The organism is Nocardia wallacei, from assembly GCF_029868745.1.
Classification (GTDB): Bacteria; Actinomycetota; Actinomycetes; order Mycobacteriales; family Mycobacteriaceae; genus Nocardia; species Nocardia wallacei_B.
Map to the genome: position 1 here is coordinate 48,944 of NZ_JARWOP010000174.1, position 20,984 is coordinate 69,927.

A 20,984-nucleotide genomic window follows, 5' to 3' on the forward strand; every position below is an offset into this window, starting at 1 on the left:
GCTAGGCGTTCACGCGGCCGAGGTAGCCACCGTCGCGGGTATCGATCTTCAGCTTGTCGCCGGTGTTGACGAACAGCGGCACCTGCACCTCGGCGCCGGTCTCCACGGTGGCGGGCTTGGTGCCGGCGCTGGACCGGTCGCCCTGCAGGCCCGGTTCGGTGTGGGTGACCGAGAGTTCGACGGTGACCGGGAGTTCCACGTAGAGCACCTCGCCGTCGTGCATGGCGACCTGCACCGGCATGTTCTCCAGCAGGAACTTGGCGCTGTTGCCGAGGGTCTGCTCGCCGATCTGGATCTGGTCGTAGGTGTCGCCGTCCATGAAGATGTAGTCCGACCCGTCGTGGTACAGGTAGGTCATATCGCGCCGGTCGACGGTGGCGACCTCGACCTTCACACCGGCGTTCCAGGTCTTGTCGACCACCTTGCCGGACACGACGTTCTTCAGCTTCGTCCGCACGAACGCCGGCCCCTTGCCCGGCTTGACATGCTGGAATTCGACGATCTGCTGCAGATTGCCGTCGATTTTCAGCACGAGGCCGTTCTTGAAGTCGCTGGTGTCCGCCACTGTCCTCGGATCTCCTTGTTTGTTCGAACGCAGTCGGTCGACCGTGATCAGTCGACCACGGTCAGGTCTTTGGTGGTCAGGGTGAGCAGTTCGGGACGCCCCTCGCGAACCACGAGCGTATCCTCGATCCGGACACCGCCGCGGCCGGGGAAGTACACACCTGGCTCGACGGTCACCGCCATGCCTTCGAGCAGTGTACCCGTGCCGGTTTTGGCGATTCCGGGTGCTTCGTGGATCTGCAGGCCGACGCCGTGGCCCAATCCGTGCACGAAAAGCTCGCCGTGGCCCGCGTCCTCGATCACCGTGCGGGCGGCGCAGTCCACCTCGCCGCATCCGGTCCCCGGTTTCAGCGCCTCTCGCCCGGCGCGCTGAGATGCCCGCACCAGCTCGTATACCTCGCGCTGCCAGTCGGCCGGTTCGCCGAGCACCAGGGTGCGGGTCATGTCGGAGTGGTAGCCGCCGACCACCGCGCCGAAATCGAACTTCACGAAATCGCCCGCCGCGAGCACCGCATCGGTCGGGCGGTGGTGTGGCACGGCCGAATTCGCGCCGGCGGCGACGATCGTCTCGAACGATACGGCCGCGGCGCCGTGCTCGAACATCAGCCATTCCAGCTCGCGCGCCACCTGCCGCTCGGTGCGGCCCGGGCGCAGGCCGCCGCGCTCGAGCAGGCTCGCCAGCGCGGAATCGGCGGCGGCGCAGGCCGCGCGCAGTTGCTCGACCTCGTAGTCGTCCTTCACCATGCGCAGCTGCTCGACCAGGCCACGGGTCGGCACCAGCTGCAATCCGGTGCCCTGTTCGACGAACGCGTGATGCTGGTCGACGGTCACGACATGGCTTTCGAAGCCGACCCGGCCGGTCTGCCACTCCCCCGCGATCTCGATTGTGCGGCGGGCGCTGGCGCGGGCGATCTCGGCCCGCAGGTCCGGCACCTGCTCGCCGACCTGGGTGGCGTAGCGGCCGTCGGTGCAGATCACGGTGCGGTCCTCGGCGCCGTCCCAGGAGTCGACCAGCAGTGCGGCATTGGATCCGGTGAAGCCCGTGAGGTACCTGATGTTGATCAGGTCGGTCACCAGGAGGGCGTCGACGCCGTTCTCCACCAACAGGTTCCGCAACGCGGCCCGGCGAGCCGCGTGGTCGGGGCGCCTCGCGTCGTGATCAGCAGACATGATTCCCACGCTACCGCTGCCGGTGCGCGCGTTCCCCGCTTACCCACGGGCCGGTCATCGGCGGACAATCGGGCGGTACCTGGGCGAACGGGCCGCGGGACCGGGGATGGGGTGCACCGGTTGTTCACATGCGTTGGGGTTATCCACATTTCGCGTTCGGCCATTCCGCTCGCTCGCCGTCCGGGCAACGATGGTCGGTATGACAGCCATCGCCTTCGTAGTCCTCGCCACGTGGTGCGCGGCGCTGAGTGTCGTGGATCTGCGCGAGCGGCGGCTGCCGAATCCCTTGACCGGCCTCGGCGCTGCGGCGGTCCTCGGCTATGCGCTGGCGACCGACCAGCTGCGCGCCGCCGTCACGGGCGCCCTGCTGCTGACCGTCCCGTACCTGGCGGTACATCTCGTCGCGCCCGCTGCCTTCGGAGCGGGTGACGTGAAGCTGGCTCTGGGTCTCGGAGCAGCCGCGGCCTGTGGCGGCGGGCAGGCGTGGAGCTGGGCCGCCGTGGCAGCGCCGCTGCTCACCGCACTCGCCGGCGTCGTGACCTACTTGCATCATCGAATTCGCGGCTCGCCCTGGAATCGTGCTCTCCCCCACGGCCCTTCGATGTGCGTATCGACCCTGCTCGCCCTCGTCCTCACGTGAATCAGCGCCGGGCACACACACCACCCGCGCTACGAATTCGACCTTGGCGCGCCACAGCGGTGCACTCCGGACGGCCATGGCGAATCGGGGTTGCCCGGAATGAGCTGTGTGTAGTCGCCAGGGGCAGGGCCGTGGATTCCAACGGTCCGGACAGTGCCGATCGGGGGTGGCCTAGGGGCTTTTCGGAGATGGCGGAGAGCGCGCATTATCGGAGGTAGTCACCTCGGCTCGGGTGTGGCGTGCGGCCACCGGCGCGGCCGGTGCGGGCCGGATGTCCGGGTAACGGTGCTGACGTGGAAAGATGGACGGCGTGTTGCGCTGGATTACTGCTGGTGAGTCTCATGGTCCCGCTCTCGTCGCGATCCTCGAGGGGATGGTGGCCGGGGTGGAGGTGACCTCCGCCGATATTGCCGCGCAACTGGCGCGTCGCCGGCTCGGGTACGGGCGCGGGGCGCGGATGAAGTTCGAGGCCGACAAGGTCACCGTGATCGGCGGTGTCCGGCACGGGCGCACCATGGGCGGACCGGTCGCGATCGAGATCGCGAATTCCGAATGGCCCAAGTGGACGCAGGTCATGTCCGCCGATCCGGTGGACGAGGCGGAACTGGCCGAACTGGCCCGCAACGCCCCGCTCACCCGGCCGCGCCCCGGCCACGCCGACTACTCCGGCATGCTCAAGTACGGCTTCGACGACGCACGCAATGTGCTGGAGCGCGCCAGCGCCCGCGAGACCGCCGCCCGGGTTGCCGCCGGCACCGTGGCGCGCCAGTTCCTGCGCCAGGCCCTCGGCGTGGAGGTCGTCTCGCACGTGGTGTCGATCGGCACCGCCCGGGCCACGGCCGGTCTGGTGCCGACGGCCGCCGACCTCGCCGCCGTCGACGAGAGCCCGGTGCGCGCCTTCGACAAGGACGCGGAGGCGGCGATGATCGCCGAGATCGAGGCCGCCAAGAAGGACGGTGACACGCTCGGCGGCGTCGTGGAGGTGGTCGTGGACGGCCTGCCGGTCGGGCTGGGCTCGTTCATCAGCGGCGCGGACCGGCTGGACGCGCGCCTGGCCGCGGCGCTGATGGGGATTCAGGCCATCAAGGGCGTCGAGGTCGGCGACGGGTTCGAGACCGCGCGCCGCCGCGGCAGCCAGGCTCACGACGAGATGCGGCCCGGCCCGGATGGCGTGCTGCGTTCGACCAACCGCGCGGGCGGGCTCGAGGGCGGCATGACCAACGGCGAGCCGCTGCGCGTGCGCGCCGCGATGAAGCCGATCTCGACCGTGCCGCGCGCGCTGTCCACCGTGGACATGACCACCGGCGACGAGGCCGTCGCCATCCATCAGCGCTCGGACGTGTGCGCGGTGCCCGCCGCCGGTGTGGTCGCCGAGGCCATGGTCGCGCTGGTCGTGGCCCAGGCGGCGCTGGAGAAGTTCGGCGGCGACTCGCTGCCCGAGACCGTCGACAACATCACCAGCTACCTGAAGCGGATCAGCGCGCGCCCGCATGTCCCGGGCGCCGTCCCCTCGTGATCGTGCAGACCGATCCGCGCCACCCGTGTGTGGTGCTGATCGGCCCGCCCGGTGCCGGGAAGTCGACGATCGGCCGCAAGCTCGCGCGTGAACTGGGCGTCGAACTGTACGACACGGACGCCGGTATCGAGGACGAGACCGGGCGCACCATCCCGGAGATCTTCGCCGCCGACGGCGAGCCGGAATTCCGGCGCATCGAGGAACGCGTGGTACGCCGGGCGGTGCTCGAGCACAAGGGCGTGGTGTCGCTCGGCGGCGGCGCGGTGCTGTCGGACGCGACCCGCGAGTTGCTGCGCGATCGCACCGTGGTGTACCTGGAAATCAGTATCGCCGAAGGACTTCGACGCACGGGCGCCAATTCCAACCGGCCCCTGCTGGCCGGTGACGATCCGGGGGCCACGTACCGCAAGCTCATGCGTGAACGCCGCCCCCTGTACCGCGAGGTGTCCAATGTCCGGGTCCGCACCGACGGCCGCAGCCCCGGCCGCGTGGTCCGCAACATCCTGGCCAAGCTCGGCCTGGAACCAGCCGAACCCACGCCACCCCCAACCCACCCCACCGAAACCCCCAGCCCCTCCCGCCGCTCCCGCTCCCGCCGCCGCCGACGCAACCGCTCCGCCACCGCAAGTGCCACAGGTGCCACGGTCGCCGCAGGTACGGTAGCTGCAACAGTCGACGCAGGTGGTGTAGTCAGCACAGGTAGTGCAGGTGGCACACGCGCCGCAGATGGCGCAGTCGGCACGGGCGCCGCGGGTGCTGCGGTCGGCACAGGTGCCGCAGGTGGCGCAGGTGGCGCAGGTGGCGCTGATCGTACGCAGTCCGGCTCCACACCACTTCTAAGCACCACGGATTCATCGAAAGGCGGCACGCCGGATCCGAATTCCACAGCGTCCCAGTCGGATTCGCCCGCGGGAGCGCCGACCGGAGCGAAGCGGCGGTCTCGCCGTTCGCGCCGAGGTGGTCGACGCCGCTCCCGTGGCGGTGGCACCGAGACGACGGCAATGTCGAGGACCACCTCGAGTGAGAGCATCGAGGGTTCCCGACACCCCGCGACCGAGACTCAATTGCCCGGCGCACCAGACACCCCCCAACCCGCCACAGCCACCCGAGGCGAACACCCGTCACGCCGCAGACGCAGCGCCCGCCGCAGCTCCGGCGCACCCGGCGCCCTCCCGAAACCCATTGCGTCACAGCAGCACCCAATGCCGCGCGGAGAAGACCCGCACGCACCCGAACCAAGCGGCACCAGCGCCCCTGCGCCGTCCCCGACCCGGGACTCGTCCCCGACCTCGAGCGCAGCAGCACCCTCCACCACGTCCACCGCAAAAGCCGGCGGCACAACCGCTGCCACAGAGCGAGGTATAACCGCCGACCGCAGCGCACCCGCCGAGGAGGGCGCCACTGCGGACGGGGCCGCGGCTGGTGGCCGCTCGGTCGCGGAGAGTTTTCACCCGGGCGGGCGCGGGCGGCGCTCGGCGAGCCGTGCGGCCGGACCGCCCGGCGAGTAACCCTGTGTCAGCGAGAAACCATGAGTAGCAAGAGAATCGGAGCAGCAAGTATGACCGAGCCCACTCGCATCGAGGTGCGCACCGCCGACCCGTACCCGGTCATCATCGGGCGCGGACTGCTGGGCGAGCTGGTCGAGCAGGTGGCCGCGCAGCCCGGCGTGCGGACGGTCGCGATCTTCCATCAGCCGCCGCTGACCGAGACTGCGGAGGCGGTGCGGCAGGCGCTCGCCGAAGCCGATCTCGGCGCGGGCGGGGAGAGGATCGACGCGCACCGCATCGAGATCCCGGATGCCGAGGCGGGCAAGGACCTGCCGGTGGCCGGGTTCTGCTGGGAGGTCCTCGGCCGCATCGGCCTGACCCGGCGCGACGTCGTGATCAGCCTCGGCGGCGGCGCGGCGACCGACCTGTCCGGTTTCGTGGCCGCGACCTGGATGCGCGGAGTGAAGGTGGTGCACGTGCCGACCACGCTGCTGGCGATGGTCGACGCGGCCGTCGGCGGCAAGACCGGCATCAATACCGAGGCCGGTAAGAACCTGGTCGGCAGCTTCCACGAGCCGACCGCGGTGCTGGTGGACCTGGTGACCCTGGAAACCGTGCCGCGCAACGAGATCGTGGCCGGGATGGCCGAGATCATCAAGGCCGGTTTCATCGCCGATCCGGTGATTCTGGACCTCATCGAGCGCGACCCGCAGGCCGCGCTCGACCCGACCGGTGATGTGCTGCCGGAACTGGTGCGCCGCGCCATTCAGGTCAAGGCCGACGTGGTGGCGGCCGACCTGAAGGAGGCCAGCCTGCGCGAGATCCTCAACTACGGCCACACCCTCGGCCACGCGATCGAGCGCCGCGAGCGCTACCGCTGGCGGCACGGCGCGGCGGTGTCGGTGGGCCTGGTCTTCGCTGCGGAACTGGGCCGTCTGGCGGGCCGTCTCGACGATGCCACCGCCGAGCGCCACCGCAGCGTCCTGGACAGCGTCGGCCTGCCCACCACCTACGACGCCGACGCCCTGCCGCATCTACTGGAAACCATGCAGACCGACAAGAAGACCCGTTCCGGCGTCCTGCGTTTCGTCGTCCTCGACGGCCTGGCCAAACCGGGCCGCCTGGAAGGCCCGGACCCCAGCCTGCTCGCCGCGGCCTACGCCACCATCGCCCGCGACGAAGCCCCGAGCGGCGGCATCCTGCTGTAATCCACCAGGTAGCGGCCAGGAGCCACCCACGGCGTGCTCGACGCTCAGGCATCCTGCTGAAACACCCACCGGTTACGCCAGGAGCCACCCACGGCGCGCTTGACACTGAGGGCATCCTGCTGAGCCGCGGAAAGGCGTCCACCCGGTGCCCCAGAGGGCACCCACGCCGATGGTTGGCGCTCAGGCATCCTGCTGAAGCCGCGGAAGGCACCGACCGGGTGCCCGGTGAGCCACCCACGCCGATGGTCGGCACTCAGACATCCTGCTGAAGCCGCGGAAGGTACTCACCGGTTGCCCGAGGAGCCACTCTCGGCGATGCTTGGCGCTGACGAGTTCGCCACGGCCGCATCAGGAGTCAGCATGCCGGTCCTCCCCGCGCGCATAATCGCCGTTCCGGTCAGCCTGTGGCTGCTCGCCGCGCTCGCGGTCGACGCCGACTATCGGGCCGACAATATCTTCGCGCTGCCGGACGCGGCGTTCTCACTGGTGCTGCTGATATCGGCGGTGCTCCCGGCGCGCCGCGCGGTGCCAGGGCTGACCGCCGGGTTCTTCTTCGGATCCGGGGTGGTCACGGTCGCGGCCGTGGACCGCTTCACCCGCGACGAACCGGCGCAGGGAATTCTCGACCTCGTGATCGCCGCGATCTATCTCGGCGTCGCGGCGCGGTTGCTGACCCACGCTCCGGCGCGAGCGGCCTGACCTACAGCGCGGACGCGGCGTTCGGCGGCGGCGCGGGCTCGGCCTTCTTCGTTTCCCGGCCGACCAGGAAGCGGCCGAGGGCGACCCCGACCATGCCGGGCACGAAGATCAGCAGGATGATGAACGACGCTCCGGCGGTGATCTCGAACCCCAGGCCGTTGTCGCCGAGATCGAACTTCGGCAGGTAGTCCAGCACCCAGGCCACCACACCGCCGCCCAGGCCCCCGGCGATGCCCGCCTTCAGCCAGCGCATGGTGAGGTCGGCGCCGCCGCGGTCGGGATCCGGGTTCGCGCGGCGGTCGCCGCGGCCGTCGAGCAGTCCCCACGCGACCACGATCGCGATCAGCACGATCAGGCACAGGATCCGCATCCACGAGCCGTGCGTCGGCCAATAGATCATCCCGAAACCGAGCACGGTCCGAAGCACCACGGTCAGCACCCCGAGCGCCACGGCGCGCAACACCCACGCATTCATGTCGATCACCTTAACCTGCCGGGCGGTCCCGAAAAACAGTAACCGGTTACAGAAACCGAGGACGGGACACCGGCAGGTGAGGCGCGGGTGCGGACGAACGGTCAGTTGGGGGCCGGGATCCAGATGTCGTAGTTACCGCTGCCGTCGTTACGCAGGACGCACTCCCCCTGCGCGTGCCATTGCGGCGCCTCCTTCAAGCAGAAGCCCAGCGAGATGCCCGACACGCTCTCCAAACAGACGAAGCCCCAGCGCGGCGACGCCGAGGCACAACCGGCAGCATGTGCCGTCGATTGCCCGGCCAACACGAATCCGCACGCGGCGATGACCATCGCGAAGGCGATACCAACACGAGTGAACATGATTTCAGCCCCTCCCCTTCAGTTCTCGAATGCATCCCCCTCGAAATGCATTGAACAACAAGATGATACCGACCAGCCCCGGCAATCGGAAGGCTCGGACGCCGCGGCATCAGCTTTCGGATCGAAGCCCGTCGCCCAGCGCCGCCGCCATTTCCGCGCGCGGAGCAGGCCGGCCGGTGAACAGCTCAACCTGCCCGTACGCCTGGTTCAACAACATCTCCAGGCCGCTGACCACCGTATTTCCCGCCCGCGCCACCGCATCGGCCAGCGGTGTCGGCCAGGGGTTGTAGATCGCGTCGAGGACCAGCGGCGCGAGGGCTGCCGCGTCGGCGACGGCGGCCGCGGCGGCGGACGGGACCGTGCTGACGACAACGTCAGCCTTCGAACACGCGGTGCGCACCTGTTCCGGCTCGAAAGCCCGGTACACAGCGGTCATTCCGAGTCGTTCGGCGAGTCCCAGTGCGCTGCTTGCCCTTCCGGCATCCCGAGCCGCGACAGTCACCGATTTCGCACCGAGTTCGGACAGCGCGAACAACGACGGTCGCGCGGTGCCGCCCGCACCCAGCACGACGGCTTCGGTGACCGAGGCGACCCCGCCGCCGCGCAGTGCGCCCAGTACCCCGTCGATGTCCGTGCAGTCCGCACGCCAGCCGGTCTCGGTGCGCACCAACGTATTCGCCGATCCCACGAGCACCGCGCGTTCGGTGCGTTCCTGGGCGTACGCCAAGGCGGCTTCCTTGCCGGGCATGGTCACCGAGAGTCCGATCCACTCGGACCCGAGCCCGTCCACCAGCGCGGGCAACTGCTCCGCCGAACATTCGACACGCTCGTACGTCCATGGCAGCCCGAGTGCCCGATACGCGGCCAGATGCAGCTGCGGAGAACGGGAATGGGCGATCGGCTTTCCCAGCACCGCGGCCCTGCGGACCTCACCGTCCACTGTCGAGAACCCCATTGTCCTGAGCCTGGGTGATATTCCGCAGATGGTCGGAATAGCTCTTGGTGAAAAGCGTTGTCCCCGAATTGTCGACGGTGACGAAATACAGCCAGTCGCCGGGCGCCGGATTCTCCACGGCGTGCAACGCGTTCAGCGACGGCGCCGCGATCGGATTCGCGGGCAGCCCGACCATGGCATAGGTGTTCCACGGTGTGACCTTCGCGCGATCGGCGTCGGTGGTGGCCACCTCGATCTCGTTCAGCGCGTAGTTCACCGTCGAATCGAACTGGAGCATCTGACCGACCTTCAGCCGGTTCACGATCACCCGCGCCACCTTGGCCATGTCGTTGGGTTTCGCTTCGCGTTCCACCAGCGAGGCGGAGATCAGCGTCTGGTACGGCGAGAGCCCGTTCGCCGCACCGGCTTGCAGCAGGCCGGTCGATTCGTAGGTGGCGGCGCTCTGGGTGATCAGCTGTTGCAGAATCTGCTGCGGCGTGCCGCTCGGATCGAAATCCAGGGAACCCGCGGCGATGAGACCCTCGAGCTGCCGGCTGCGGTCGGGCGCCCGCCGCACTTCCTGCTCGGCCCAGGCCGGAACTCCGAGCGCGGCCAGATCGGTGCCGGCGCCCGCGGCGGCGAGCTCATCAGCGGTCACGCACCTGCGCGCGGGCTCGGCGCCCATGCAACTCGCCTGGGCGACAAGGGAATAGATGCCCGGCGTAGGGGTCCCGTTCCGCTTCACCTCGGATTGATCGTGCAGCAGCCGCCCCTCGGAGATCACCACATTGCCGACGCGCGAGTCCTTGCTCATCAACGCCGTCACGGCCGCGGAGCCCTTGCTGTGCGCGGGGACGGCATAGAAGCCTGGCTGCACCGAATTCATCTTCGAATTGCGGATCGCGGCCTCGTAGAACGCGCCGGTGCTGGCCACCACGCCCTTGTCGTACATGGTCTGGGCGATCTGCTCGGCGGTGTCGCCCGCCTTCACCCGCACCACCACCGCCGGACCGGCCGGGCCGGCGAAGTCCTCGGGCCCGCCCAGCTTGCCGATGAACTTGTAACCGGCGTACCCGCCGGCGGCCACGAACAGCACGACGAAGACGGCGCCGAGGATCCACAGATTGCGGCGGCGACGCTGGCGTTCGGCCGCTTTGCGCGAAGCGACCCGGGAACGCTTGCTCCGCGCGGACTGCCCGCGGCCGGACTGGCTCCGGCCGGTTTGCTTGCGGGCCGGGCGCTCTCGTGCGGACCGTCCCCGGGGCGGCTCTTCTCCCGCGGACCGATTCCTGGCCGATCGGCCCTGGGCGGGCGCCCGGCGCTGACCCGAGCGCTGCGGCCGCGGCGGCGGCACCGGCTCGGGCTCCTCGTCGGTGTAGACCGGAATGACGGTGGTGTCGTCGTCGTAGTCGTCCCAGTCGTCGTCGACCGGCGCCGCGTGGCGGGAACCACGCCCGCGCGGCGCTCGGTCGTCGGCGCCCCAACCGCTGTCGCGGCGACGGTATCGCCGCTCCTCGACGCTCTGCCGATGACGTTCCTCGGCCCGCGCCCAGCGGTCATTCATCCGACCACCCTGCCGACTGCTCCCCGGCCGCCTTCAACACCGCACTCCGTTCGTCCAACCATCCCTGCAGGATCGATACGGCCGCCGCCTGATCGATCATCTGCCGCTGGCCACGCGCGCGAACTCCACTGTCCCGCAATGCACGTGCAGCTGACACCGTAGTCAAACGTTCGTCGGAAAGTCGTATCGGCACTCCGGGAATCATGGATCGCAAACGATCAGCGAAGGAGATGGCGAGCGCGGCGGAGGCGCCGTTCGCCCCGCGCAGCGTCCTGGGCAGGCCGACGATCACCTCGACGGCCTCGTACTCCCGCACAATTTCGGCAATCCGGGCGAGATCGGCCGTCCCGTCGCCGCGCGCTCCACGGCCGCTTTTCGAGCCGGCGCGCTGCACCGTCTCGACCGGCGTGGCGAGGATGCCGTCCGGATCGCAGGCGGCGACGCCGACGCGCACGGTCCCGACATCGATGGCGATGCGGCGGCCGCGCCCGGGATCGGTCGCGGCGCTGGGCCGGTCGACCGATTCCGAACTCTCGGACCTGGACATCAGGCGGCGCGCTCGGCCACCTGCGCCCGTACCGCGGCCAGCCCGGCCGCGATCCCCGAGGGATCCGACCCGGCGCCCTGCGCCATCTCCGGTTTGCCGCCGCCGCGCCCGGCGATGCTCGGACCGAAGCTGCCGACCAGATCACCGGCCCGGAAACCGAGTTCCTGCGCAGGCTTGTTCACCGCGACCACGAACGGCACCTTGCCATCGGCGTTGCCGAGCAGCACCACCACGGCGGGCCGGGTGCCGAACCGGCCCCGGATGTCGGTCGCGAGGGTGCGCAGATCGCCGCCGCCCACGCCCTCGGGCGCGGCGGCCGCCACCAGCAGCACCTCGCCGAACCGCTGGGCCTCGTCGACGAACTTCGCGGCCTGTGCCAGCACGGCCTGAACCTTGCTGCGCTCCAGCTCTTTCTCGGCCACCTTGAGCCGCTCGACCAGCTGCTCGACGCGGGCGGGCACCTCCTCGCTGGGCACCTTCAGCGAGGACGCCACACCGGCCAGCAGCGCGCGCTCCTTGGCCAGGTACTTGTAGGAGTCCAGGCCGACGAACGCCTCCACGCGCCGCACGCCGGAACCGACCGACGACTCACCGAGCACCGTGATCGGGCCGATCTGCGAGGAGTGCTCGACGTGGGTGCCGCCGCACAGCTCCATCGAGAACGGGCCGCCGATCTCCACGACCCGGACCTCGCTGCCGTAGTTCTCGCCGAACAGGGCCAGCGCGCCCATCGACTTGGCCTTGGGCAGATCGGTGACGAAGGTGTTGACGGGGAAGTCGGCGCCGACCGCGTCGTTGGACACGGCCTCGATGTCGGCCTTCTGTCCTTCAGACAGCTGGCCTTGCCAATTGAAGTCGAAGCGCAGGTAGCCGGGCTTGTTCAGCGAACCGGCCTGTACCGCGTTCGGGCCGAGCACCTGTCGCAGCGCGGCGTGCACCATGTGGGTGCCGGAGTGGCCCTGGGTCGCGCCGCGCCGCCAGGCCGGGTCGACCTGGGCGAGGACGGTGTCGCCCTCGGTGATCTGGCCCTGTTCGACGGTGGCCTTGTGCACCCAGAGCTTCTTGGCGATCTTCTGCACGTCGTTCACGCGCAGCTTCACGCCCGACGCGGTGATCACGCCGCGGTCGGCGATCTGGCCGCCGGACTCGGCGTAGAGCGGGCTGCGGTCGAGGATCACCTCGACGTCCTGTCCGGCGGTCGCGGTGGGGACCCGCACGCCGTCGGCGAGCAGGGCGATGACCTGGGCCTCGGTGGTGAGTTCGGCGAAGCCGGTGAACTCGGTGGCGCCGCGGTCGACGAGTTCCTTGTAGATCGACAGGTCGGCGTGCGCGTGCTTGCGGGCGGCCGCGTCCTCCTTGGCGCGCCGGCGCTGCTCGGCCATCAGCGAGCGGAAGCCCTGCTCGTCGACCTCGAGCCCGGCCTCGGCGGCCATCTCGAGGGTCAGATCGATGGGGAAGCCGTAGGTGTCGTGCAGGGTGAACGCGTCCGATCCGGCGATCTTGCGGCCGCCCGCCGACTTCACCTCGGCGACGGTCTCGTCGAACAGTTTCGAGCCGGTGGTCAACGTCTTGAGGAACGCGGTCTCCTCGCCGACCGCGACGTTCTCGATGCGCCGGAAGTCGGTGGCCAGTTCGGGATACGACGGCGCCATCAGGTCGCTGACGGTCTTCATGAACTCGCCCATCACCGGCTTCTCCGCGCCCAGCAGCCGCACGGAGCGGACGATGCGGCGCAGCAGCCGCCGCAGCACGTAGCCGCGGCCGTCGTTGCCGGGGTTGACGCCGTCGGAGATCAGCATCGCGGCGCTGCGAGCGTGGTCGGCGATGACCCGGAAGCGGACATCGTCTGCGTGCTCGACGGCGTACTTCTTGCCGGTCAGCTCCTCGGCCTTGGTGATGATCGGGCGCAGCAGGTCGGTCTCGTAGACGTTGTCGACGCCTTGCAGCAGCATCGCCACCCGCTCGACGCCCATGCCGGTGTCGATGTTCTTGCGCGGCAGCGTGCCGACCGGGGCGTGGCCCTCCTTCGGGCTCAGCTCGCCGCGGATGTCCTGCATGAAGACGAGGTTCCAGATCTCGAGATAGCGGTCCTCGTCGGCGACCGGGCCGCCGTCGCGGCCGTACTCGGGGCCGCGGTCGAAGTAGATCTCCGAGCAGGGACCGCCCGGACCGGGCACGCCCATGTCCCAGTAGTTGTCCTTGCCGTCGCGGAACTGGATGCGCTCGTTCGGGATTCCGGCGACGCGGTGCCAGATCTCGGCGGCTTCCGGATCCGATTCGTAGGCGGTGACCCAGATGCGCTCGGGGTCGAAGCCGAAGCCGCCCTCCTCCTGGGATGTGGTGATCAGCTCCCAGGCGAAGGTGATGGCCCCCTCCTTGAAGTAGTCGCCGAAGGAGAAGTTGCCGGCCATCTGGAAGAACGTGTTGTGCCTGGTGGTGACGCCCACCTCGTCGATGTCGCCGGTGCGCACGCACTTCTGCACGCTCGTCGCGCGCGCGAACGGCGGCGCCTCCTGGCCCAGGAAATACGGCTTGAACTGGACCATGCCCGCGTTGACGAACAGCAGGTTGGGGTCCGGCAGGATCAGCGAGGCACTGGGGACCTCGGTATGCCCGGCACGGACGAAATGCTCCAGGAAGCGCCGTCGAATCTCGTGGGTCTGCACAACCATCCAGCCTACCGGGAACCGTCCAGCGGGTTTCGGTCGGTGGGCCGGTGCGGACAGGCTCGCGGAGGGTCCCCGCGGGGAGCATCGGCGCGGCCGGGGCAGGGACTGCTCAGCGCCCGCGAACGATGCGGCGCAGCTTGGTTACCCGTGGACCCACTTCACGCTCGTAGCCGTGGTCGGTCGGGCGGTAGTACTCCGTGCCGACCAGCTCGTCGGGCGGATACTGCTGGGCGAGCACGCCGTCGGGGTGATCGTGCGGGTACTTGTAGCCCTGCGCGTTGCCCAGTTTCGCCGCGCCCGCGTAATGACCGTCGCGCAGGTGCGGCGGCACGGCACCGGCCTTGCCCGCGCCGATGTCGGACAGCGCGGCGCCGATGGCCGCGGCGACCGCGCCCGATTTCGGGGCGGTGGCGACGTGGATCGTGGCGTGCGCGAGGGCCAGTTGCGCTTCCGGCATGCCGACCAGCTGCACCACCTGCGCCGCGGCGACGGCGGTCTGCAACGCGGTCGGGTCGGCCATGCCGACGTCCTCGCTGGCCTGGATCATCAAGCGGCGGGCAATGAATCGCGGGTCCTCCCCCGCGCTGATCATCCGCGCCAGATAGTGCAGCGCGGCGTCGACGTCGGAACCGCGCAGCGATTTGATGAACGCGCTGATCACGTCGTAGTGCTGGTCGCCCGCCCGGTCGTAGCGCACGGCCGCCTTGTCGACGCTGGCCTCCACCAGGTCGACGTCGACCGTGCCGTCCAGCGAGGATTCCGCGGAGGCCTCCAGCGCGGTCAGCGAACGGCGGGCGTCGCCGCCGGCGATGCGGACGATATGGTCCAGGGCCTCGTCGGTCACGGTGTACTCACCGCCCAAGCCGCGCGGATCCTCGATGGCTCGCCGCAGCACGGCACGAATATCGCTGTCCGACAACGACTGCAACTGAAGTACCAGCGAGCGCGACAGCAGCGGCGACACCACCGAGAAGGACGGGTTCTCCGTGGTCGCGCCGACCAGCAGCACCACCCGGTTCTCCACCGCGGCCAGCAGCGCGTCCTGCTGGGTCTTGGAGAAGCGGTGCACCTCGTCGATGAACAGCACCGTCTGCTCGCCCGCCAGTAGCCGCCGCCGCGCGAGGTCGATGACCGCGCGGACCTCCTTCACACCCGCGGACAGCGCGGACAACGCCTCGAAGCGCCGGCCGGTGGCTTGCGAGATGAGCGAGGCGAGCGTGGTCTTCCCCGTCCCGGGCGGACCGTAGAGCAGTACCGACGCCGCGCCCGATCCCTCGACCAGCCGCCGAAGCGGCGATCCCGGACCGAGCAAATGCTGCTGCCCCACGACCTCGTCGAGACTCGCCGGGCGCATCCGCACCGCCAGCGGAATATGCTCGCCCGCGCCCCGGAACTCGACCGCGCTTCCGGTCGCGCGCTCCGCGCCCGGCGCGTCGAACAGGCCCTCGCTCACTCCTCCCCCTCACCGCACCTCGGTGGCGCCTCCCGAATCATCCGCGCCGCGTCCACGCTCTCGGACCGGCCGCACGAATGTCCGCTCATGCCGTGCCCTTGCCCGTGCCGGACACGTCGCCGCCCGCACAGTCGCTTCGTCGCACAACCCGGCTCACAGGCCACCACGGTACCCACCGGGTCCGACAGATTCGCACGTACGCTCCACGACCGCGCCCGCGCCGTGGGGAGTTATTCCTCCCAGTACTCCTCGAGCGTGGCCGAGACGTGCTCGGCGAAATCGCCCAGGGTGTCGTCGCCGGTGCAGCGGGCGTCCTCGGCGAGGGCGGCCCAGCGGTTGATCAGGGCGGCCGAGCGCGGGACGGACAGGCCGTGCTCGCGGGCGGCGGCGATGCGGGCGTGGTCGGCGGGCAGGAACCAGAAGGTGCTCAGCCACACCCAGATCAGGCGGGCCTCCAGGATCCGCTCCGCCAGCAGTTCGTCGTCGGCGAGGGCCGGCCACACGCCGACCACCTCCGAACGCCAGGCCTCCACGATCTGGCGCGCCCGCTCGCGCGACAGCTCCATATCGCACAGGCAGCCGGGGAACGACACCAGCGCGTACGCGATGTCCAGGGTGGCGTCGCGGAATCCGCCCCACTCGTAGTCGAGGAAGCGCGCGCCCTCCTCGTTCAGAATCACATTGTCGGGGCACAGGTCCGAGGGACTGAACGCGCGGAAGCGGCCCGCGGAGAACAACCGGTTACCGCGCACGATGCGCTCGGCGATCTCGCCGGGCACCTCGATGCCGAACTCGCGGGCCAGCAATCCCGGCACCTCGCCGATGGCGGCCTCGGCCTGTTGCGCGATGCCGTCGATGCGATGCACCACGTCGACCCGGCGCAGCAACGCCACGAAATCCGGTTCGCGGCCGACCGTCGCGGCATGCATCCGGCCCAGCGCCTGCGCGAACGCCATCAGCGAATTGCGCACGGAGGGCTCGGCGCCGGTTTGCAGCGCCGTCGTGAGCGACGTGTTCTCCCCGAGATCGCTGAGGATCAGCAGTCGCTCGGGCAGGTTGTGCGCCAACAGGTAGGCGCCGGGGCGATGTTCGCTGCTCAGCGCGGTGGTGAACTGATAGGACACCGCCTCGCGGAGGAACGCCGAGTCGATGCTGGCCACGCCGGGCGCCAAGCCCCCGATGCGGCGCTCCTGCGCGGGGCCGCGGACCTGCTTCACGATCAAGGTCCGTGGAAGTGAAAAGGCGTTCTCCGCAACGCGCACGCGCAGCACCGTCGTCCTGCCACTTCCGCTGAGCTCGATCGGATCGCTCAGCTTTACCGGAGCACCCATTCGCTTTGTGAGCAACTGTTGTGCCGCGGACACGACTTCGGCGGCGCGTTCGGCCAATAGTGCGGTCATCGGCTCCCAAGTTACTCGCATCAGGTCACTTTCAGCGAGCGGTTCGGCAACCTTTCGCGCGTCGCTCGGCGTGTCACTGTGAAGCACTTGCTATCACTACTGGATTGTGGTCGGGCAGCATGGGACATCCGGACGGCCGTTGCTTGACACATTCTGACCCTTCCGGTTGTCTCGTCTCAACTGCTGTGCGCCACACCGAAACCCAGGTGATCCGAAAGGTCCCCCGCGATGAGCGACACTCCGCACCCAGGTCCGGCGCGCCGTGAGCCGGCGCCGTCCGGCGACACTCCGGCGGAGGGTGGGGCCGCGCACTCCGCATCGGATCCCGGATCTCGACATTCCGGACAAACGCCAAATCCCGACTCGCCGACCGGGACCGAACACGGTCGTCACGAGACGCCGGCCGCGCCCGGCCCCGCACAGCCGGGCGCCGCGCAGTACGGCAGCGAACCGGTGGCGCCGCCACCGGTCGCCGGCGCCGTGCCCGTGCCACCGCCCCCGAGTTCCGCACCGCAGCAACCGCCGGTTCCCGGCGGGCAACCCGCGTACGGCGCGGCGGCACCACCGCCCCCGACGGCGCCGCAGGGCGAGTACGCGCCCGGATCGCCGCCGGGCCCGACCTACGGCCCACCGGGGTCGGCTCCGCCCCAAGGGGATTGGGATACGTCCGCGCAGCAGTACGGCGGGCCGCCGCCGGGCTATCCGCAGCAGCCGGGCGTCGCCCCCGCGCTGCCGCCGCTCGCGCTGAGTGTGCCCGATGCCCTCGGTTACGGCTGGAACCGGTTCCGCGCCAACCCGATTCCGTGGATCGCCGTGACCCTGGTCGGTTTCGTCGCCTACCTGGCGGTCACCGTGGTGATCAATGTCGGCAACGTGAACTCGCTGCTGTCGCTGCTGCTGATCTTCCTCGTGGTGTCGGTGGTGGTGTGGCTGTTGCAGGCGGCCATGATTCGGGGCGCGCTGTACGAAACAGATGGCACGCCACCGGATTTCCAGGCCTTCTTCGGCTTCGTCAACGCGGGCAACGTGCTGCTGACCGCGCTGCTGGTCTTCGTCGCGGCGTGGATCGGGGCGATCCTGTGCGTGTTCCCCGCGCTGATCATCGGCTTCCTGTGCATGTTCTCGCTGCACTTCGTGATCGATCGGGACATGGGCCCGGTCGCGGCGATCAAGTCCAGCGTCCAGCTGGTGGTGACGAACGTGGGGACGACGCTGCTGCTGGCGGTGACCGTCGCCCTGCTCACCTTCGTGTCCGCACTGCTGTGCGGGATCCCGCTGCTGATCGTCGGCCCCGTGACCGCGATCGCGCTGACCTACGCCTACCGCGTACTCGTCGGCGGCCTCGTCACCCCCTGAGCCGCCGGTCGCCACCACCGCTTGGCCCGCTCGATCGGCCCGCCCTCACTGCCGTGGCTGGGGCGCAGCCACAGCACCAGCACGCCCGCGGCGACGATGCCGACCATGTTCACGCCGAGTTGTCCGATGGACTCCACGGCCTTGTCCCACTGCCCCAGAGTGGCCGCCAGCGCGGCGAAACCGGCGGCCGGGATGGTCGTGACGGAGATGAACACGCCGACCAGCGCCGCGGACTTCGAGGTCACCAGCGACAGCATGCCCGCCGCCCCCGCCAGCAACGCGACCACCAGGGAGAACGGCCCGACCTCGTAGATGAAGTCGACGTTGTGCAGATCGTCGATGCGCTCCAGCGTGATCCAGCCCAGCCGCTCCCACAGCAGCGACACCACCACGGCGATCCCCATAGCCACCGGGAAACCGATCAGCAGCGCCAGCGCCGACCGCCGGGCGAGCCGGAAGTTCCTGCGCACCAACGCCACCGCGACCGCGGCCAGCGGGCCGAACTCCGGCCCCACCACCATCGCGCCGACCACCGTGACCGGTGAGTCGGTTGCCACACCGACCACCGCCAGCAGGCAGGAGATGGTCATGAAGCCGAGGAAGGTCGGGCTGAGGGTGGACTCCTCGTGGGTCTGCGCGACCAGTTCCTCCCACACCACCGCGTCCGAGGGGTCGCCCGGCGCCGCCTCCACCGCCCGCTCGGCGGCGTCGGACAGCGCGGTGTCGACCGGATCGAGCATGATGCCGCCGGTTTCCTTGATGCCCAGCACCGACAGCGCCGCGAGCACGTCGTTGGCGGACTCGCGCGCGACGTCGGCCTCCACGACGTCACCGGCCGGCGCCACCGCCGCGCCGCGCTGCAGCGTGACGAGCGTGGCGCCGGGCTCGGCACGCAGCGACTCCAGCACGGCGTCGGTTCTGTCGGGAGGGCAGATCACCCGGACGTGCAGCACCGTAACCCCTTGTGGTGAGCGGTTTCCGGCATCGGGCGATGCCGCCGACGCAGACTATCGGCTCCGGCTGCCCGATGCCCGCTCAGGCGCGGTCACTCGCTGATCGGGTTGCCGTTCTCGTCGAGCACCACATCCAGGCCCGCCTCCTTACGCTGCTGCGCGGTGATCGGGGCCGGGGCGTCGGTCAGCGGGTCGACCCCGCCACCGGACTTCGGGAACGCGATGACGTCGCGGATCGAGTCGACGCCCGCGAGCAGCGCCGTGATGCGGTCCCAGCCGAAGGCGATGCCGCCGTGCGGCGGGGCGCCGTAGGCGAAGGCGTCCAGCAGGAAGCCGAACTTCTCCTGCGCCTCGTCGTGCCCGATGCCCATCACGTCGAACACTCGCTCCTGCACGTCGCGACGGTGGATGCGGATGCTGCCGCCGCCGATCTCGTGACCGTTGCAGACGATGTCGTAGGCGTAGGCCAGCGCCGCGCCCGGATCGGTGTCGAAGGTGTCCATCGACTCCGGCTTGGGCGAGGTGAAGGCGTGGTGCACCGCGGTCCAGGCCGAATGGCCCAGGGCCACATCGCCGCTCGCGGTGGCGTCGGCGGCCGGCTCGAACATCGGCGCGTCCACGATCCACACGAACGCCCAGGCGTCCTCGTCGATCAGGCCGCAGCGGCGGGCGATCTCGCCGCGCGCCGCGCCCAGCAGCGCCCGCTGCGCCCTGGGCTCACCGGCGGCGAAGAAGACGCAGTCGCCCGGCTCGGCGCCGACGTGCTTGGCCAGACCCTCGCGCTCGGCCTCGCTGAGGTTCTTCGCGACGGGTCCGCCGAGTGTTCCGTCCTCGCCGATCAGCACGTAGGCCAGGCCGCGGGCGCCGCGCTGCTTGGCCCAGTCCTGCCAGGCGTCGAGCTGGCGCCGCGGCTGGCTCGCGCCGCCCGGCATCACCACCGCGCCGACGTAGGGCGCCTGGAAGACGCGGAACGGCGTGTCCGCGAAGTACTCCGCGCATTCGGTGATCTCGATACCGAAGCGCAGGTCCGGCTTGTCCGAACCGTAGCGGCGCATGGACTCGGCGTAGGTCAGGTGCGGGATCGGGGTCGGGATGTCGTAGCCGACCAGCTTCCACAGCGCCACCAGGATGTCCTCGGCCAGCAGGATCACGTCCTCCTGGGTCACGAAGCTCATCTCGACGTCGAGCTGGGTGAACTCGGGCTGGCGGTCGGCGCGGAAGTCCTCGTCGCGGTAGCAGCGCGCGATCTGGTAGTAGCGCTCCACGCCCGAGGCCATGAGCAACTGCTTGAACAGCTGCGGGCTCTGCGGCAGCGCGTAGAACTTGCCGGGCTGCAGGCGGGCCGGGACCACGAAGTCGCGCGCGCCCTCGGGGGTCGACCGCGTCATGGTCGGCGTCTCGACCTCGATGAACGCATGCTGGTCGAGGACTTCGCGGGCGGCGGCGTTGGCCTTGGACCGCAGCCGGATGGCGTGGGCCGGGCCCTCGCGGCGCAGGTCGAGGTAGCGGTATTTGAGCCGGGTCTCCTCGCCGGGCTGCTCGTCGAGCTGGAACGGCAGCGGCGCGGACTCGTTGAGCACCACCAGCTCGGTCACGTTGACCTCGATGGCGCCGGTGGGCAGGTTCGCGTTCTCGCTGCCGTCGGGCCGCTGCTCGACCACGCCGGTGACCTGGACGCAGTACTCCGCGCGCAACCGGTGCGACTGCTCGGCGGGCTCACCCTCCCGGAACACCACCTGCGCCACGCCCGACGCATCGCGCAGATCGATGAAGATCACGCCACCGTGGTCTCGCCGCCGGGCCACCCAACCGGTGAGGGTGACGGTCAGACCGGCGTGCTCGCTTCGCAGCGAGCCGGCCAAGTGGGTGCGCAGCACGGGATTCCTTTCGACGGCTCGATGCACCGGCGCGTTGTGACCAGGTGCAGCCCCATGGTAGTTAGACACGTCCACCGACCGGAAACCGATATCCGCGCGGCCGTGTCAAGCTT

Annotated in this window: 18 protein-coding genes and 1 pseudogene; 7 read left to right on the top strand and 12 right to left on the bottom strand. The window is 69.9% G+C overall.

Annotation, left to right across the window (positions count from 1 at the left end; genetic code table 11):
• Nucleotide 1: 1 nt before the first annotated feature.
• Together efp and QH470_RS14565 are read right to left on the bottom strand one after the other, a co-directional pair.
• The gene (efp, locus tag QH470_RS14560; RefSeq protein ID WP_280272883.1) at nt 2-565 is read right to left on the bottom strand and encodes an elongation factor P; all 564 of its coding nucleotides are present in this window, start codon (nt 563-565) and stop codon (nt 2-4) included.
• Nucleotides 566-612: 47 nt separating this feature from the next.
• Nucleotides 613-1,734, bottom strand: a complete 1,122-nt coding sequence (locus QH470_RS14565) for a M24 family metallopeptidase (RefSeq protein WP_280272884.1) — start codon at nt 1,732-1,734, stop codon at nt 613-615.
• Nucleotides 1,735-1,933: 199 nt separating this feature from the next.
• On the opposite strand from QH470_RS14565, the gene QH470_RS14570 reads away from it, so the two are divergent.
• The 6 genes and pseudogenes from QH470_RS14570 (at nt 1,934) to QH470_RS14595 (ending at nt 7,284) form a co-directional block, all read left to right on the top strand.
• Nucleotides 1,934-2,374, top strand: coding sequence for a prepilin peptidase (locus QH470_RS14570; RefSeq protein ID WP_280272885.1), 441 nt, complete (start codon nt 1,934-1,936; stop codon nt 2,372-2,374).
• Between the two features lie 310 nt (nt 2,375-2,684).
• Nucleotides 2,685-3,890 carry a chorismate synthase gene (aroC, locus tag QH470_RS14575; protein WP_280272906.1) on the top strand — a complete coding sequence of 402 codons (1,206 nt, stop codon included), beginning with the start codon at nt 2,685-2,687 and terminating at the stop codon, nt 3,888-3,890.
• A gap of 2 nt (nt 3,891-3,892) precedes the next feature.
• Nucleotides 3,893-4,405: pseudogene (locus tag QH470_RS14580) on the top strand (shikimate kinase); the annotation flags it as partial.
• A gap of 193 nt (nt 4,406-4,598) precedes the next feature.
• A complete protein-coding gene (locus tag QH470_RS14585) occupies nt 4,599-4,730 on the top strand; it encodes a hypothetical protein (RefSeq protein ID WP_280272908.1) in 132 nt (43 codons plus the stop codon).
• 718 nt (nt 4,731-5,448) lie between these two features.
• Nucleotides 5,449-6,585 carry a 3-dehydroquinate synthase gene (aroB, locus tag QH470_RS14590; protein ID WP_280272886.1) on the top strand — a complete coding sequence of 379 codons (1,137 nt, stop codon included), beginning with the start codon at nt 5,449-5,451 and terminating at the stop codon, nt 6,583-6,585.
• Nucleotides 6,586-6,945: 360 nt separating this feature from the next.
• Nucleotides 6,946-7,284 (top strand): hypothetical protein, encoded by a 339-nt coding sequence (locus QH470_RS14595; protein WP_280272887.1) that lies wholly within the window; start codon nt 6,946-6,948, stop codon nt 7,282-7,284.
• A 1-nt stretch (nt 7,285) separates the two neighbouring features.
• Here QH470_RS14595 and QH470_RS14600 read toward each other — a convergent pair whose 3' ends face one another.
• From QH470_RS14600 to QH470_RS14635, 8 genes are all read right to left on the bottom strand, one after another.
• Nucleotides 7,286-7,759, bottom strand: coding sequence for a B-4DMT family transporter (locus QH470_RS14600; protein WP_280272888.1), 474 nt, complete (start codon nt 7,757-7,759; stop codon nt 7,286-7,288).
• Nucleotides 7,760-7,860: 101 nt separating this feature from the next.
• The gene (locus QH470_RS14605) at nt 7,861-8,118 is read right to left on the bottom strand and encodes a hypothetical protein (RefSeq protein WP_280272889.1); all 258 of its coding nucleotides are present in this window, start codon (nt 8,116-8,118) and stop codon (nt 7,861-7,863) included.
• Nucleotides 8,119-8,227: 109 nt separating this feature from the next.
• Nucleotides 8,228-9,073 carry a shikimate dehydrogenase gene (locus QH470_RS14610; RefSeq protein WP_280272890.1) on the bottom strand — a complete coding sequence of 282 codons (846 nt, stop codon included), beginning with the start codon at nt 9,071-9,073 and terminating at the stop codon, nt 8,228-8,230.
• A complete protein-coding gene (locus QH470_RS14615) occupies nt 9,048-10,616 on the bottom strand; it encodes an endolytic transglycosylase MltG (protein WP_280272891.1) in 1,569 nt (522 codons plus the stop codon). Before QH470_RS14615 ends, QH470_RS14610 begins: the two co-directional genes overlap by 26 nt.
• Nucleotides 10,609-11,163, bottom strand: coding sequence for a Holliday junction resolvase RuvX (ruvX, locus tag QH470_RS14620; RefSeq protein ID WP_280272892.1), 555 nt, complete (start codon nt 11,161-11,163; stop codon nt 10,609-10,611). The genes QH470_RS14615 and ruvX overlap by 8 nt, the downstream gene beginning before the upstream one ends.
• Nucleotides 11,163-13,829, bottom strand: coding sequence for an alanine--tRNA ligase (gene alaS / locus QH470_RS14625; protein WP_280272907.1), 2,667 nt, complete (start codon nt 13,827-13,829; stop codon nt 11,163-11,165). The genes ruvX and alaS overlap by 1 nt, the downstream gene beginning before the upstream one ends.
• 112 nt (nt 13,830-13,941) lie before the next feature.
• Nucleotides 13,942-15,285, bottom strand: a complete 1,344-nt coding sequence (locus QH470_RS14630; protein WP_280272893.1) for a replication-associated recombination protein A — start codon at nt 15,283-15,285, stop codon at nt 13,942-13,944.
• Between the two features lie 230 nt (nt 15,286-15,515).
• Entirely contained in the window at nt 15,516-16,685 is a 1,170-nt protein-coding gene (locus tag QH470_RS14635; protein ID WP_280272894.1) for a phosphotransferase family protein, read from the bottom strand.
• Between the two features lie 228 nt (nt 16,686-16,913).
• Between QH470_RS14635 and QH470_RS14640 the strand changes: the two genes are divergently transcribed.
• Nucleotides 16,914-18,041 (top strand): DUF2189 domain-containing protein, encoded by a 1,128-nt coding sequence (locus QH470_RS14640; RefSeq protein ID WP_280272895.1) that lies wholly within the window; start codon nt 16,914-16,916, stop codon nt 18,039-18,041.
• On the opposite strand, the gene QH470_RS14645 is transcribed toward QH470_RS14640, so the two are convergent.
• Together QH470_RS14645 and aspS are read right to left on the bottom strand one after the other, a co-directional pair.
• Nucleotides 18,005-18,994 carry a DUF389 domain-containing protein gene (locus QH470_RS14645; RefSeq protein WP_280272896.1) on the bottom strand — a complete coding sequence of 330 codons (990 nt, stop codon included), beginning with the start codon at nt 18,992-18,994 and terminating at the stop codon, nt 18,005-18,007. The two genes, QH470_RS14640 and QH470_RS14645, sit on opposite strands and share 37 nt — an antisense overlap.
• A gap of 92 nt (nt 18,995-19,086) precedes the next feature.
• On the bottom strand, nt 19,087-20,871 hold the full coding sequence (aspS, locus tag QH470_RS14650; RefSeq protein WP_280272897.1) for an aspartate--tRNA ligase: 1,785 nt from the start codon (nt 20,869-20,871) through the stop codon (nt 19,087-19,089).
• Nucleotides 20,872-20,984: the final 113 nt, after the last annotated feature.

Coding starts and splice junctions, on each gene's coding strand:
- QH470_RS14565 (WP_280272884.1), bottom strand. CDS start 1,734: ATGTCTGCTGATCACGACGCGAGGCGCCCCGACCACGCGGCTCGCCGG.
- QH470_RS14570 (WP_280272885.1), top strand. CDS start 1,934: ATGACAGCCATCGCCTTCGTAGTCCTCGCCACGTGGTGCGCGGCGCTG.
- aroB (WP_280272886.1), top strand. CDS start 5,449: ATGACCGAGCCCACTCGCATCGAGGTGCGCACCGCCGACCCGTACCCG.
- QH470_RS14595 (WP_280272887.1), top strand. CDS start 6,946: ATGCCGGTCCTCCCCGCGCGCATAATCGCCGTTCCGGTCAGCCTGTGG.
- QH470_RS14600 (WP_280272888.1), bottom strand. CDS start 7,759: ATGAATGCGTGGGTGTTGCGCGCCGTGGCGCTCGGGGTGCTGACCGTG.
- QH470_RS14605 (WP_280272889.1), bottom strand. CDS start 8,118: ATGTTCACTCGTGTTGGTATCGCCTTCGCGATGGTCATCGCCGCGTGC.
- QH470_RS14610 (WP_280272890.1), bottom strand. CDS start 9,073: ATGGGGTTCTCGACAGTGGACGGTGAGGTCCGCAGGGCCGCGGTGCTG.
- QH470_RS14615 (WP_280272891.1), bottom strand. CDS start 10,616: ATGAATGACCGCTGGGCGCGGGCCGAGGAACGTCATCGGCAGAGCGTC.
- ruvX (WP_280272892.1), bottom strand. CDS start 11,163: ATGTCCAGGTCCGAGAGTTCGGAATCGGTCGACCGGCCCAGCGCCGCG.
- QH470_RS14635 (WP_280272894.1), bottom strand. CDS start 16,685: ATGACCGCACTATTGGCCGAACGCGCCGCCGAAGTCGTGTCCGCGGCA.
- QH470_RS14640 (WP_280272895.1), top strand. CDS start 16,914: ATGAGCGACACTCCGCACCCAGGTCCGGCGCGCCGTGAGCCGGCGCCG.